Here is a 12,837-nt window from a genome sequence, read left to right on the forward strand (position 1 = left end):
ACCACTCGGCGATAGCATGGCGTCATGCCCGTCAACCGGACCCGGAAAGCCAGATACGCGCGCAAACGCAAACGCCGAATGGATCTGGTGGAGCACGACCTGTCCGTCGAGCAGTGGTCCGCGCTCAAAGCGGCCTGGGGTGGCTGCGCGTACTGCGGTGAGCCGGACGGGTCGCCGCAGCGTGACTGTGTGCTGGCGATCTCCCGTGGTGGGCGCTACACGCTCGACAACATCGCACCGGCGTGCCGCTCGTGCAATGCAAGCAAATGCAACAGCGAGGTCACTCTCTGGTTGCGGCGCAAGGGGTATGACGAGAAGGCCTTCCTCCTGCGACACGCGGAGATAGGTATCGAGATGAGGGCGCAGTTCTCGGAGCAGTCGTGACGACCCCGCACGAGTTGCGCCCGATCCTCGACGAGTTGATGGAGTTCGAACCTCTGTTTCACCGAACTCGAGTAGCGATGTCACGAGACGAGTTCGATGCGGTCGTCGACCCGGAGTTCCGGGAGATCGGAGCCTCCGGCGCTCGATACACCCGCGACTACGTGCAGTCGGTAGTTGAGCGCCGACGCCTCCGCGGCGAGGTGAACGACGCCGCCGAACTCGGGTGGACGGTTGACCGGCCAGCGCTGAGCAGGATCGCGCCTGACACCTATCTGGTGACGTACCGGCTGGCGCAGGCGCATCGTGTCACCGAGCGATCATCCATCTGGCGGTTCGCCGAGAATCGATGGAGTGTGTTGTTTCATCAAGGCACAGTCGTCGAAAGTGGTTTGGAAGCGTGAACAGCTCCACCTCCGCCTCGGGAGAGAGAATTGCACGGTGTGGGCACTTACACCTTGCGCACTCCGCTGACCCACGGTGATACTAGATGCAGTATCAATATTGCATGGGGAAGAGAGACAAGCTGCTCGCGCAAATGCGGACCGCGCCGCAGAACGTCACCTACGACGAACTGTTCGCACTCTGCATCGATGTCTTCGGCCAGGCCAGGCAGAACGCCGGGTCTCACGCCAAGTTCCAGACGCCGTGGCCGGGACCACGCATCAACATTCAAAAGGGTTCGGGCGGTAAGGCCAAGCAGTACCAGGTAGGGCAAGTTCTGGCAGCAATCGAACGCATGGAAGGAGAATCGCCGTGATCCCCGCAGTGGAGCACTACACATACCGAGTCGAGTGGTACGAACCAGACGGAGAGTTCCTGGGAACCTGCACGGAGTTCCCTGGCCTGTCGTGGCTCGCGGATACTCAAGCAGCCGCCCTCGACGGCATCCGTACAGCGGTGGCCGAGACGCTCGCGGACATGGCAGAGACAGGTGAGCGGATCCCCGAACCGCTGAGCGAGCGCGGATATTCGGGCAAGTTCCAGGTCCGAATCACCCCGACTTTGCACCGCAAGCTGGCACGAGCAGCCGCCGAGGAAGGAGTTTCCCTCAACGCGTTGGTCTCCGAACGTCTCGCGTCCGCGTAATCAACGGGGCACCGAGGGAACGTCGATCTCGCAGTAAGCCCGAGCGCTGGAGCGTGTTGTTCCAATCAAGTCACAGCGGTTGAAAGGGATTTGTAAGCGTGAACGAATCGATCCACAACCCCACCATTCCGCTTTGGGTGGACATCACCTTCACCGTCTTCGTTCTTGCCTGGATCTTCATCACGATTAGCGTGCTCGTGGCGATCGTGCGCACCGACTTCGACCGCTCGGGCGGCAAATTCTGGTGGTCGGCACTGGTGATCGCGGTGCCTGTACTCGGTGCGCTCGTCTGGTTACTGTTCGGTCGACCCCCGCGTGACTCCAGGTCCCGAACCTGATCTACACCGACGGCCCGGCAGTAGTCTGAGTACGGTCCGGTGCTGTCACTCTGCGCGTATCAGGGGAGAACAACGAGATGAGACCACTTCGATACTCGATCAACGTCACCCTCGACGGCTGCTGCCATCACGAGGCGGGGCTTCCACCCGACGAGGAGTCGATGCGCTACTGGACCGCTCAGATGGAACGAGCCGATGCTTTGCTGTTCGGCCGGGTGACCTACGAGATGATGGAGTCGGCGTGGCGGCGGCCCGCAACGGGGGCGTGGCCTGACTGGATGGACGAGTGGGAGATCCCGTTCGCCGAGGCAATGGACCGGGCTAAGAAGTACGTCGTGTCGAGCACGCTGAGCGGGGTCGATTGGAATGCCGAACTCGTGCAAGGCGACTTGGGGTCAGCGATTCAACGGCTCAAGGAGCAGCCCGGCGAAGGTCTGTGGGTTGGCGGCGTGACACTCCCCCTGGCATTGGCAGACCTGGGACTGATCGACGAGTACGAGTTCGTTGTGCAACCGGTCCTTGCCGGACACGGACCGACGTTGCTCGCCGGTCTGCACGAGCGCATCCAGCTTGAGCTCGTCGACCGCCACGAGTTCCAGTCGGGTGCAGTCGCCGTGCGATATCGGCCCACTCAAATACCGCCCCCGGGTCAGGTATCGGACGGGTAGTCGACGCATGGCTGGACATGCGCGGTTGAAACCACATGTCGTCGCCTCAGTTCGGACGCGAGAAGAGTTTCCAGTCTTGTTCGGTGTTCGGTATTGACCGGATACTCGGCACAGCACGAGCATTAGCCACCGAAGTTCTCCGGACAATCCTCGACGAGATCGAAGTATCGAACTGGATCACGAACAAGTTCGTTCCGCCCGGCGGACCGTAAGGACCACTCGTCGCTATCGAACACTCTGGCCCCCTATTCCACGGGCACTGCACCTCGAGCTGTAAGCACCCCCGGTCGAGGGCCATGCTTGCGCGCACCCTCGCGCGCCTCAGCAAAAATGGCCAAGCTGGACGGCTACTAGCGAGCGAAGGATCAAAATCGTATCGGCGTCCGACACAGGCCGGACGCCGATACGTGTTCACGTCAGCTCACAGGAGCGCCACCGCTCCCGCCGAGGTGGCGGGCGAAGAACCGAGCCGAACTGTCTCGCTCGTAGTCGGGCACGGGATAGTGCCTGCCCGAGTAGGCGTGCAGCGTCTTCTCCTTCGAACCGAAGGCATCGAACAACGCCACCCCTGACGTGCGGTCGTAATCCTTGTCGTCCCAAGGGATCCGGTACTCGACCGGGACCGTGAGCTTTCGCGCTGCCTCGATGAGGGAGTCGTCCACAAAAACTCCCCCGAAGCTCATGGCAGCGATCCTGGATTCGACCGGGGCCAACATCAGCCCGGTCACGACCCCTAGCGACACGCCGCCGAAGCCGATCGGAGCGTCGGCGTTGACGTCGGGCAGTGTTTGCAGAGCGTCGATGGTCGCCTGCCATTCCGGCACTGCACGCTCCGCCAACGATCGGTTGTACTCGACGACGATCGGGGCGATCGGCTCGTGGGCCGCCCTAGCCTGGTGGATCGCCTCGACCCACTGTTCGTCCTGTGTGTTCCGCGGCCGGTCGCCGTGTCCGGGCGCGTCGATCGCGGCGACTGTGAACCCGTGGGAGCTCACGCTGTGGAGCGCACTGGCAACCAGTCCTGGTGCCTTCTTGTGCATGCCGCCGGAGTGCCCGGACAGCAGAAGGGGTGATTCGACAGATCCGGACGCGGGTGACCAGAGCACACCGGTGATGTCGTCCAGAGTGAAATGGCGTTCGACGACCCCGTTCAACGTCGTCTCGGAAGTGAATTCGATGGTCTGAGAATTGGATTGCATGGTGTTACCTTTCGGGATGCCTACTCGAGGCGCTCCCGGCGACACCTACGTCAATCGCCGATCCGTGAACACGAGTGGGAGCACCCACATGGTTACAGCGTTCATGGGTCTCACCTCCTGGCGTGTTGTCACGGTCTCGCACAAGCTATCAATCCGAACCGAAGCTCGTCCAATCATTTTCCGGACCACTGATCCGACAGACGGCCCTGCCAGTTCTACGATCGTGTGTAGTAGATTCCAAATGACAACCAACCGGTCGTTATGAGGAGCCTGATGTCGGTCGATCCAGTTCTCGCGCAGTACAGCGACTACGCCTTCGCGTCGTCTTTCGCGATTTACGTTCTCGCCCTGGTTCTTTCCGTCGTCGACTTCGCCAGCGCACCCCTCTCTGCCACAGTGCGACCGGCACTCGCACATGCCGGAAGTGCATCGAATCCGGCGTTGCCCGGCCGGATCGCATTGCCGCCGAATCGAACCCGCGCCCATCGTGCGGGTCGCGCTGCCATGTCTCTCATCGTCGTCGCCCTGGTGCTCAACGTCACCGCGCTTGCACTTCGCGGCATCTCGACGCACCGATGGCCTCTCGGAAACCTCTACGAGTACGCGCTTTTCCTCAGCGCGGCATTGGTGGCATGCTGGCTGGTCATTCTGCGGCGGTACCCGATTCGATCGTTGACCATCTTCGTTCTGTCACCCACCGTGGTGCTTCTGTTCGTCGCCGCCGCAAGCATGTATGCCGAGGCAGCGCCGGTCGTACCCGCTCTTCGTTCGTACTGGATCGGCGTGCACGTCACGATCATCGTCGCCGCCTCCGGCATCCTTACGTTCGCAAGTGCGGTCAGCGCACTTTTCATGATTGCCGAGGTGGGTCCGCAGTCGAAGAAACGCGCGTTGCGTTGGATTGCGGCACGACTGCCGTCATCCGAATTGCTTGACCGCGTGGCCTACCGAACAACGGTCGTCGGGTTCCCATTGTTCAGCATCGGGGTGATCTGCGGGGCGATCTGGGCGGAAGCCGCGTGGGGACGTTTCTGGGGCTGGGACCCCAAAGAGACGGTCTCGTTCATCTCCTGGGTTCTCTATGCCGCGTACCTCCATGCGCGCGCTACCGCAGGGTTGAAGAACATGCGTGCGGCATGGATCAATGTTGCTGCGCTCGCAACCATGCTTTTCAACATGTTTGCAATCAACTACGTCGTGTCGGGATTGCACTCGTACGCTGGATTGAATTGACGCCTACAACGGGTCAAACCCGCGATCGGTCGACGCTCGCGCGGACGGCACGGATGTAGCGGCGCGTCACAAACGCCTGAACTCGACGTCCGATCGGAGCGCCGAGACGCACCCACCACGTTCCAGGCTTGGAGAATGCGACGATCTCGATACGAACCGCTTGGCTGGTCTCGTCGAACTGGACGACAAACAACTCCTCCCCGCATTCGGGGTGGCCTGCGCGGGTTCCGTACGCGAAGCCCTTGCGATTGGGGTCGTCGACGACATAGACGATCCGAACCGGGATAGTCACCGGACCGAGTCCGAAAGTCGCATCCTGACCTGCCACCGCGGTCGGGGCTGCCGTACGGACGGTCAGACCGGCTCCGCGGTGCATTCCCCATTCCAGGACGGTACGAGCTGCGACCTCGAAATCTTCACGTCCGGATCCGACGGTCGCGCTCTCGTGAACGTGGTGATAGCCAGCGGGGAGAACGCCTGCCGTCGCGCCCACCTCGAGGTACGTCAGTCCGCCCGGGCCGGACACCATCACTGCTCGCGTCGGTGGCTGAGGATGTTGATCACGTGACCGTCGGGGTCGGCAGCGAAGAACCTGCGCACACCCCACGGCTCCTCGGTGACGGGGTAGACGATCGTGTCGCCGCGCTGCACCGCGGCCTCGTACGCTGCGTCGAGATCGTCCACCTCGACGGAGACGTCCGGCACGACGGGGGCATGAGCGTCGTGCGTCATGACGCTGATCTGCAAGGACGGATCCGTCGGCGAAGCCAACGTCACGATCCACCCGTGATCCATGACAACTTCGAGGCCCAGCACTTCGGTGTAGAAGCGCTGCGCGGCCTCGAGTGAACTACTCGACAGATCCGAAACTATCCGCGTGACGGCCATGTCCCGCAGGCTACGCCGCCGCCGGAGTCCACCGCGACTTGACGAGGCGCTCGATGTCACCGGAAAGTTCGTCGCTGACGATTCCCGGAAGCAGGATCTGCCACATCTCGTCGACACGATCCGGAAGGTCCGAGCGTCGGGTGAGAACGTTCGAAACCAGCTGTACCCCGGTGAATGCCGAGGGCATGAACCTGCCGAACGATTCTGCGCTGACCGATTTTCGGATTTCACCTTCCGCCTGAGCTTTGGCGGTGAGATCCGTGATTGCCGAGATCCATTCGGCGTACGGTTCCACCGGCCCCTCGTACGTGCTCAGTTCCAGCGTCAGGCGAATGCCCGCGCGAACGATCGGCTCGTCGACAATCTGACGTGCCATTTCGTGCGTGAGCATGATCATCTGTTCCAACGGGTCCTTGCCCGTCGCGGAAATCGCCTGCACCGATTCGATCGAGAGCCGATGCTGTTCGGCAATGATGAATTGCGCGAGCTCGTCCTTCGACGCGAAATGGAAGTACAACGCGCCCTTGGTAGTACCGGCCCCCGAGACTATGTCGGCCATGCTGGTGCTGCCGTAACCAGTCTTCTCGAACTGCGCGGCCGCGCCGGCAACGATTTGCTGCCGAGTCAGCTCGGCGCGTGCTTGCTTGACCACTGAATCCCTCTCGTCCTCCAAAGGCCCCCGCCCAGCAAACCCCACGGTTCGCGCCACACTCCAGCTATACCCAAAAACTTCACAATTGCCCCACATTACCAGCGCTCCTTCCATTGCTTCAATTACGAATGCAACAAAGGCGCTGGTCAGACGTCCGATTTAGAGGGAATCTCCTCTCCCCAACGTGCTTTCGTCAACCCGCGCACGGTCCACCAAGTCTCCGACTAGGAGCGTCAACTCCATCATCTGGTCCGTGATTTCCTCACGCAACTGCGTTGCATCTGCCTCGGAAATCGCGCCGGACTTGGTATCGAAAGACATCAACAACTCGATATTGGTGCGAAGTGCAGTCAACGGAGCCAGAAGGTCCTGGCCCGCTTCGGTGATCAGACTTCTCTGGCGCGCCCGCGATTCCGACAACGTCCCGAGCATCCGATTGAAACTGACTGTCAACGACGCCAACTCGTCGTCGCCGGTCACCGGAATCGGCGCAAGATCATCCGTTTCGGCAACCCGCCGCGTTGCCGCAGTGAGTCGCGCAATTGGTCGTAATCCTGTGCGTGCCACAGCATCTCCGGCCGCATAGGCGAGTGCGATGCCGGCCGCCCCGAGTGCCGCCAACACCACTGCGAGTCGCTTGAGGACCGAACGGGTCGGCCCCAAGGATTGGGCGACAACCAAAGTTTGGCCCGCAACCGAGGGCTCGACAAGAATTCGATACGCATCGACGGTTGCGATCGTCTGCGACGAATTGCCGTCTGCGATCGACCTGATGGCGTCTGCGCTGGTGCTGAACGGCGGCAGACCGGGAGTCGCCGTCACCAAGGCGCCGTCGGCAGTGAGAAGCCCCACCGCCTGGATGACCGCTGTATCCGCGCCGGCCGTCAATCCCAGAACCGGTGTGACACCGCCGAAATTGACGGTGTCGGTGATCGCGTCACTCGTGCGCTCGAGTTGTCGATCGACGTTGCCTTGCAAATACGCGTTGAACACGATGTACACCGCCGACGCCGACACGATCACCGCGATCGCCACCAGCCCTGCAGTCAGCAATTTTACGCGCGCGTGGAGCGTCCGCACGTGAATTCCCGATGGTTTTCGACGGCTCATTCCGGGAACCGACACTCTCATGCGCGGTCCCGCAGTGCGGCGTCGAAAGATCCCAACATCCCTCCAGTATGGTCACGGAACCTTAGACGAACCTGAAGCGAACGCGATGTCGGCCTCACAGCGCCGTTCCACTACCGAAAGCCGTGAGCCAGTCCACCGCCCCGGCTTCGGTGTCGAATGCCGGAGCGGTCGCCGGGATCGGTGGTCGTTCGACGACGATCACCGGGATCGACAATTGCCTGGCGGCGGCGATCTTTGCGTACGTCTGCTCGCCGCCACTGTTCTTGGTGATCACGACGTCGATGCCGTGAGTTCTCATCAGATCGACTTCCGCTTCGACGTCGAATGGGCCACGTGCGAGCAGCAATTGCGAATGAGGCGGCAATGTCCCTGAAGGCGGATCGATGGAACGCACGAGAAACGAGACGTTCTTCACGCGGTCGAACGCCGAAACTCCTTGCCTCCCGATCGTCAGAAAAGCGCGTGAGCCGATCGTCGGCACCAATTCTGCGGCGTGATCGAGATCGCGTACCGGAAGCCAGGTGTCGCCGGGTTGCTCGCGCCACGGGGGGCGTCGGTACATGGCGTACGGAACGGAATTCGCGCGGCACGCGTCGAATGCATTTTTGGTGATGCGAGCGGCAAACGGATGCGTGGCGTCCAGCACTGTACGAATATCGTTGGCCGACAACCACTCCGAGAGTCCTTCGGCTCCCCCGAACCCACCGATGCGCACTTCCCCCTCCGGCCATCGAGGATCACGAACCCGGCCGGCCAGCGATGTGACAACTTCGAGGTCGGCTGAACCGGCCAACCGAGAAGCGATCACTCGGCCTTCACCCGTGCCGCCGAGCAAGAGCACGCGACGACGAGTACCCGCCGAGGTCAGTGTGTGCTTCTCTCACGCGCCGCCGAGTAGAGATAGCTGTCCGGGAATCCTTCAGCAGTCAACACTCGGCCGACGATCACAACGGCCGTCTTCGTGATGCCGGCTGCATGAACAAGTTCGACGACCGTCTTCAAAGTGCCTCGAACAACGATCTCCTCAGGCCGCGAGGCGAAGGCGACGACCGCCACCGGGCAGTCCTCGCCGTAATTGTCGGCCAACTCGGATGCGATCTGTTCGATGCGATGAGCGCCGAGGTGAATCACCATCGTTGCGCCGCTGCGGCCCAGGGACCGCAGATCCTCGCCCTCCGGCATTGCCGTCGACAAGGTGGAGACTCGGGTGAGAACAATGGTCTGCGAGACGCCTGGGACGGTCAGCTCACGCCCCAGTGCAGCTGCTGCCGCGGTAAATGCAGGAACACCGGGAATCATGTCGAAATCGACACCCGCGGCGTCCAGGCGACGAGCCTGCTCGGCCACCGCGCTGAAGATCGACGGATCACCGGAGTGCAGACGCGCGACGTCCAGCCCGGCGGAATCCGCTTCGACAAGGATTGCGGTGATCTCGTCCAGGCTCAGGCGAGCGGTGTCCACGACCTGCGCCCCGACCGGGCACCACTCGAGCAACTCCGCTGGGACAAGGCTTCCGGCGTACAAGCACACAGGGCTCGCAGCGATGATGCGTTGCGCGCGGACAGTGATCAGATCTGCCGCACCGGGACCCGCACCGATGAAATGAACGGTCATTGTGTGGATTCCTCCGGCGTATCTGTGTCTGCGCCTGCAGACGGCTGACTTTTTGTGACGGACCATTGGACCACCGGAAGTTGCGGTCGCCAAACGTTGAACGCACCCAAAGGCTCGGCGCGCTGCACCTGAAAGCGTCGCAGCGTCCCACCCTGGCGACTCATCCAGCCGAGCAGCAACGATTCGGACTCGGCAGTCACGGCGTTGGCAACCAGACGCCCGCCCACGCTCAACTGCTCCCAGCACGCTTCGAGCATTCCCGGTTGCGTGACGCCGCCGCCGACAAACACCGCATCGGGACGCCGAACCTCGTCCGCAAACGCCTCGGGCGCGGTCCCTTTCACGGCCAACGCAGGCACGCCGAGATTGAGTGCATTGGCACCGATCTGCGATACCCGGCTCGCCACCTTCTCGAATGCTGTTGCAGTGCAACGCGGGTGGGTTCTCATCCACTCGATAGCGACGGTTCCCGACCCTCCGCCGACGTCCCAGAGGTGTTCTCCCGGCGCCGGTGCGAGTGCGCACAACGTCAATGCGCGGATCTCCTGCTTGGTCATCTGACCGTCGCCGACAAAGGCAGCATCCGGTAGACCCGGGATTCGAGTCAGCCGCAACGGATGATCGACCGAGATGCACTCGACGGCCAGAACGTTCAACGCGTCCACGTCCTCGTCCGCGTGATCCCACTCGTCCGCCACCGTGACGGTCCGCGATTCCTCGGCCCCGCCCAGCTGGGCCAGTACAGTCAGAGTCGATCGTCCGAAGCCCGCGCCGGACAACAGACGTGCCACCTCCCCCGGTGTCGAGCGCCCGTTGCTCAGAACCAACAGGCGCGCGCCATCGACCACTGCCGCCAAGACGGTCGCCGAGTCTCGGTTCACCAGGCTCACGACGTCGACCTCGGACGATGCCCATCCCATTCGCGCGCTCGCCAACGCCACCGACGACGGGTGGGAGATCACTCGCACGTTGTCCGCGCCGAGCAGCCGGACCAACGTGACGCCGAGGCCGTGGAACATCGGGTCACCGCTGGCGAGAACACATACTTTGCGGTCCGCGTTCTCGGCGAACATCGACGGCAACGCCGGAATCATCGGAGACGGCCAGGTGAGCCGGGTGGGCGCACGCCGTGCCCCGAGATGTGCCGCCGGGACCAAGTCCAACTGGCGCGGCGATCCCATCAGGACCTCCGCACCGAGGATTGCGCCCTTTGCGCTCTCGGACAGCCCGTCCCAGCCGTCGGCGCCGATGCCGACGATCACCACCGGGTGTGCGGTCATCGCGGCATCCGGCGCCAGATCGTCTGAGGCAGAAGCCGCATGACGAAGAACACCGGCTGCAGAATTCGCGGAACCCACACCCGAGTCGCCCCGGAGTTCAGTCCCCGTACGACGGCGTCGGCGACCTGCGACGGAGTGCTCGACATCGGGGCAGGCGACATTCCCTCGGTCATCTTCCCGATGACGAACCCTGGCCGTACCAACATCAACTGCACGCCCGAACCGTGCAGCGCGTCGCCCAGACCGCTGGCAAAACCTTCCAAGCCGGCCTTTGCGCTCCCGTAGACGTAGTTGGCGCGGCGAACCCGAACGCCGGCGACGGACGAGAACACCACGATCTTTCCGGTTCCCTGTCGGCGCGTGATCTCCGCGAGGTGCGTGAGGATGCTGATCTGCGCCACGTAGTCGGTGTGCACCACCGCGACCGCATGCGCCGCGTCGGTTTCGGCACGCGCCTGATCGCCGAGAATTCCGAAGGCCAGTACTGCAACCGAAATCCGACCGTGCTCGGCGACTACGGCGTCCAGGAGGTCTCCGTGCGTGTCGACGGCGTCGGCGTCGAACTCGACGGTGGAGACGCCGACCGCTCCGGCGTTCCTGAGCATCTGCTCCTGCTCCGACAGCTCGCCGCTGCGTCTGGCAGCCAGAACGATGTTGCGGCCCGGCGCGAGCCTGACCGCGATCTCGAGGCCGATCTCACTTCGTCCGCCGAGGAGCAGTACCGTCTCGATGTCATTCACGTTCGCACCCGCAGTCACCGCTCCAGTGTCCTGGATTACCGTCGTGGCATGACGCTCACCCCCTCCACCACGCCATCGGCACAGCAGACTCTCACCGAAGACGGGCTGAAGTTCGTCGGTGAATACCACCTCGCGACACTCACGACGTTGCGTCCGAACGGCACCCCACACGTCGTGGCCGTCGGGTTCACCTGGGACCAGGAAGCCGGAAAGGCGCGCGTGATCACCAGCGGTGGTTCACAGAAGGCGATAAACGCAGCGCGTGGCGGATACGCCGCAGTCAGTTCGGTCGACGGTGGTCGCTGGCTCACGCTCGAAGGGCCGGCACGCGTGCTCGCCGACGAGGACTCCGTGGCCGACGCCGTTCGGCGCTATGCCGAGCGGTACCGCCAGCCACGGGTCAACCCAGCGCGCGTGGTCATCGAAATCGACGTCACCCGCATCCTCGGGTCCGCGGCGTTCAAGGAAAGCTGATCAGCCGAGGACAGTCAGGCCGTGCGGACGGTTGTTGAACGACTCGCAACCGTCCGCGGTCACGACGACGATGTCCTCGATACGGGCACCCCAACTGCCGCGGAAGTAGATTCCCGGTTCGATGCTGAAGGCCATACCTTCGACGAGTTCGATGGTGTTGCCCTCGACGATGTACGGCTCCTCGTGCACGGACAGCCCGATACCGTGACCGGTGCGGTGAACGAAGACCTCCGCAAGACCTTGTGCGGCAAGCACTTCGCGGGCGGCAACGTCGACGGATTCTGCGGATACTCCTGGCCGCACCGAATCGACGGCAGCCTGCTGTGCCGCTTCGAGTACCGCGAACTGCGCTGATACCTCGGCGGACGGCTGCCCCATGCTGTACGTGCGGGTGGAATCCGAGTTGTAGCCGGGCTCGACCGGTCCGCCGATGTCGATCACCACGATATCGCCGCTCTCGATCACCCGGTCCGAAACCTCGTGATGCGGATCGGCGCCGTGCGGGCCTGATCCGACGATCACAAACGCGGCCTCGGTGTGCCCCTCTTCGAGAATCGCCTCCGAAATTGCCTCGCCCACTTCGGCTTCCGTACGGCCGACGATCAAGAACTCGGCCATGCGGGCGTGAACACGGTCGATCGCCGCACCGGCCCGTCGCAACGCCTCGATCTCGGCGTCGTCCTTGACCATCCGCAATTCACGCAATACGCCGGTAGCGAGGATCGGCAACGCGCCCAAGGTGTCTGCGAGCGGGATCAGGTGCAATGCAGGCATCGCATCCGTCACCGCAACCTTGGCGCCGGTCGGGAGTTGCGCCGCCACAATCGCATACGGGTCGACACCGTCGACCCAGTCGAGGACGGTCAGCCCGAGATCGCCCACCGCCGATTCCTTCAACGACGCCAACTCCAAGCGAGGAAGCACGACAGACGCCTTCGCCGTGTCCGCAGCGATGACCAACGCGGTCAAGCGCTCGAACGAGTCGGCCCGAGAACCCGTCAGGTACCGCAGATCCGGGCCTGGAGTCACCACCAGACCGTCGAGTCCTGCTGATCGAGCCAACTCCGCGGCGCGAGCGATACGTGCGCCGTAGACGGCGCTGGAGAATCGGGAATCCTGTTCGGCTGGAGACGTCATGGCTTACAGGTTA

At 63.0% G+C, this 12,837-nt stretch carries 18 protein-coding genes; 8 read left to right on the forward strand and 10 right to left on the reverse strand.

Going from position 1 to position 12,837, the window contains the following annotated elements; translation table 11 throughout:
• Positions 1 to 24: 24 nt before the first annotated feature.
• The 6 genes from GJB56_RS07995 to GJB56_RS08020 all read left to right on the forward strand — a co-directional run bounded on the left by GJB56_RS07995 (position 25) and on the right by GJB56_RS08020 (position 2,476).
• Positions 25 to 384, forward strand: a complete 360-nt coding sequence (locus tag GJB56_RS07995) for an HNH endonuclease (protein ID WP_020969652.1) — start codon at positions 25 to 27, stop codon at positions 382 to 384.
• The gene (locus GJB56_RS08000) at positions 381 to 785 is read left to right on the forward strand and encodes a nuclear transport factor 2 family protein (RefSeq protein ID WP_113683646.1); all 405 of its coding nucleotides are present in this window, start codon (positions 381 to 383) and stop codon (positions 783 to 785) included. The genes GJB56_RS07995 and GJB56_RS08000 overlap by 4 nt, the downstream gene beginning before the upstream one ends.
• Positions 786 to 889: 104 nt before the next feature.
• Positions 890 to 1,141, forward strand: a complete 252-nt coding sequence (locus GJB56_RS08005) for a hypothetical protein (protein WP_021344304.1) — start codon at positions 890 to 892, stop codon at positions 1,139 to 1,141.
• Positions 1,138 to 1,470, forward strand: a complete 333-nt coding sequence (locus tag GJB56_RS08010) for a type II toxin-antitoxin system HicB family antitoxin (RefSeq protein WP_037119480.1) — start codon at positions 1,138 to 1,140, stop codon at positions 1,468 to 1,470. Before GJB56_RS08005 ends, GJB56_RS08010 begins: the two co-directional genes overlap by 4 nt.
• Before the next feature lie 98 nt (positions 1,471 to 1,568).
• A complete protein-coding gene (locus GJB56_RS08015; RefSeq protein ID WP_046378573.1) occupies positions 1,569 to 1,808 on the forward strand; it encodes a PLDc N-terminal domain-containing protein in 240 nt (79 codons plus the stop codon).
• A 77-nt stretch (positions 1,809 to 1,885) separates the two neighbouring features.
• Positions 1,886 to 2,476: a dihydrofolate reductase family protein gene (locus GJB56_RS08020; RefSeq protein ID WP_046378574.1), complete on the forward strand. Its 591-nt coding sequence runs from the start codon at positions 1,886 to 1,888 to the stop codon at positions 2,474 to 2,476.
• Positions 2,477 to 2,892: 416 nt separating this feature from the next.
• Here the strand turns inward: GJB56_RS08020 and GJB56_RS08025 are convergent, their stop codons facing one another.
• Positions 2,893 to 3,675 carry an alpha/beta hydrolase gene (locus GJB56_RS08025; protein WP_113683648.1) on the reverse strand — a complete coding sequence of 261 codons (783 nt, stop codon included), beginning with the start codon at positions 3,673 to 3,675 and terminating at the stop codon, positions 2,893 to 2,895.
• Between the two features lie 273 nt (positions 3,676 to 3,948).
• Here GJB56_RS08025 and ccsB point away from each other — a divergent pair, with 273 nt between their 5' ends.
• Positions 3,949 to 4,908, forward strand: a complete 960-nt coding sequence (ccsB, locus tag GJB56_RS08030) for a c-type cytochrome biogenesis protein CcsB (protein ID WP_113683649.1) — start codon at positions 3,949 to 3,951, stop codon at positions 4,906 to 4,908.
• A gap of 13 nt (positions 4,909 to 4,921) precedes the next feature.
• On the opposite strand, the gene GJB56_RS08035 is transcribed toward ccsB, so the two are convergent.
• From GJB56_RS08035 to GJB56_RS08070, 8 genes are all read right to left on the reverse strand, one after another.
• Entirely contained in the window at positions 4,922 to 5,437 is a 516-nt protein-coding gene (locus GJB56_RS08035; protein WP_029538145.1) for a DUF1990 domain-containing protein, read from the reverse strand.
• Complete coding sequence (locus tag GJB56_RS08040; RefSeq protein ID WP_019748498.1) at positions 5,437 to 5,796, reverse strand: VOC family protein; 360 nt, start codon at positions 5,794 to 5,796, stop codon at positions 5,437 to 5,439. The genes GJB56_RS08035 and GJB56_RS08040 overlap by 1 nt, the downstream gene beginning before the upstream one ends.
• Positions 5,797 to 5,806: 10 nt before the next feature.
• Positions 5,807 to 6,448: a ScbR family autoregulator-binding transcription factor gene (locus tag GJB56_RS08045; RefSeq protein WP_113683650.1), complete on the reverse strand. Its 642-nt coding sequence runs from the start codon at positions 6,446 to 6,448 to the stop codon at positions 5,807 to 5,809.
• 159 nt (positions 6,449 to 6,607) lie between these two features.
• Positions 6,608 to 7,528, reverse strand: coding sequence for a HAMP domain-containing protein (locus tag GJB56_RS08050; protein ID WP_230091155.1), 921 nt, complete (start codon positions 7,526 to 7,528; stop codon positions 6,608 to 6,610).
• A 145-nt stretch (positions 7,529 to 7,673) separates the two neighbouring features.
• On the reverse strand, positions 7,674 to 8,420 hold the full coding sequence (locus tag GJB56_RS08055; RefSeq protein WP_113683651.1) for a cobalt-precorrin-6A reductase: 747 nt from the start codon (positions 8,418 to 8,420) through the stop codon (positions 7,674 to 7,676).
• A gap of 23 nt (positions 8,421 to 8,443) precedes the next feature.
• On the reverse strand, positions 8,444 to 9,193 hold the full coding sequence (cobM, locus tag GJB56_RS08060) for a precorrin-4 C(11)-methyltransferase (RefSeq protein WP_113683652.1): 750 nt from the start codon (positions 9,191 to 9,193) through the stop codon (positions 8,444 to 8,446).
• Positions 9,190 to 10,473 (reverse strand): precorrin-6y C5,15-methyltransferase (decarboxylating) subunit CbiE, encoded by a 1,284-nt coding sequence (cbiE, locus tag GJB56_RS08065; protein ID WP_113683653.1) that lies wholly within the window; start codon positions 10,471 to 10,473, stop codon positions 9,190 to 9,192. The genes cobM and cbiE overlap by 4 nt, the downstream gene beginning before the upstream one ends.
• Positions 10,470 to 11,231 carry an SDR family NAD(P)-dependent oxidoreductase gene (locus GJB56_RS08070; RefSeq protein ID WP_069146593.1) on the reverse strand — a complete coding sequence of 254 codons (762 nt, stop codon included), beginning with the start codon at positions 11,229 to 11,231 and terminating at the stop codon, positions 10,470 to 10,472. The genes cbiE and GJB56_RS08070 overlap by 4 nt, the downstream gene beginning before the upstream one ends.
• A gap of 30 nt (positions 11,232 to 11,261) precedes the next feature.
• Between GJB56_RS08070 and GJB56_RS08075 the strand changes: the two genes are divergently transcribed.
• On the forward strand, positions 11,262 to 11,687 hold the full coding sequence (locus GJB56_RS08075; protein WP_019748505.1) for a PPOX class F420-dependent oxidoreductase: 426 nt from the start codon (positions 11,262 to 11,264) through the stop codon (positions 11,685 to 11,687).
• Here GJB56_RS08075 and GJB56_RS08080 read toward each other — a convergent pair whose 3' ends face one another.
• The gene (locus GJB56_RS08080) at positions 11,688 to 12,824 is read right to left on the reverse strand and encodes a M24 family metallopeptidase (protein ID WP_020969665.1); all 1,137 of its coding nucleotides are present in this window, start codon (positions 12,822 to 12,824) and stop codon (positions 11,688 to 11,690) included.
• Positions 12,825 to 12,837 lie beyond the last annotated feature (13 nt).

Source organism: Rhodococcus sp. AQ5-07 (genome assembly GCF_009707305.1).
Taxonomy (GTDB): domain Bacteria; phylum Actinomycetota; class Actinomycetes; order Mycobacteriales; family Mycobacteriaceae; genus Rhodococcus_F; species Rhodococcus_F erythropolis.

Coding starts and splice junctions, on each gene's coding strand:
- GJB56_RS07995 (WP_020969652.1), top strand. CDS start 25: ATGCCCGTCAACCGGACCCGGAAAGCCAGATACGCGCGCAAACGCAAA.
- GJB56_RS08005 (WP_021344304.1), top strand. CDS start 890: ATGGGGAAGAGAGACAAGCTGCTCGCGCAAATGCGGACCGCGCCGCAG.
- GJB56_RS08020 (WP_046378574.1), top strand. CDS start 1,886: ATGAGACCACTTCGATACTCGATCAACGTCACCCTCGACGGCTGCTGC.
- GJB56_RS08025 (WP_113683648.1), bottom strand. CDS start 3,675: ATGCAATCCAATTCTCAGACCATCGAATTCACTTCCGAGACGACGTTG.
- ccsB (WP_113683649.1), top strand. CDS start 3,949: ATGTCGGTCGATCCAGTTCTCGCGCAGTACAGCGACTACGCCTTCGCG.
- GJB56_RS08035 (WP_029538145.1), bottom strand. CDS start 5,437: ATGGTGTCCGGCCCGGGCGGACTGACGTACCTCGAGGTGGGCGCGACG.
- GJB56_RS08040 (WP_019748498.1), bottom strand. CDS start 5,796: ATGGCCGTCACGCGGATAGTTTCGGATCTGTCGAGTAGTTCACTCGAG.
- cobM (WP_113683652.1), bottom strand. CDS start 9,193: ATGACCGTTCATTTCATCGGTGCGGGTCCCGGTGCGGCAGATCTGATC.
- cbiE (WP_113683653.1), bottom strand. CDS start 10,473: ATGACCGCACACCCGGTGGTGATCGTCGGCATCGGCGCCGACGGCTGG.
- GJB56_RS08075 (WP_019748505.1), top strand. CDS start 11,262: ATGACGCTCACCCCCTCCACCACGCCATCGGCACAGCAGACTCTCACC.
- GJB56_RS08080 (WP_020969665.1), bottom strand. CDS start 12,824: ATGACGTCTCCAGCCGAACAGGATTCCCGATTCTCCAGCGCCGTCTAC.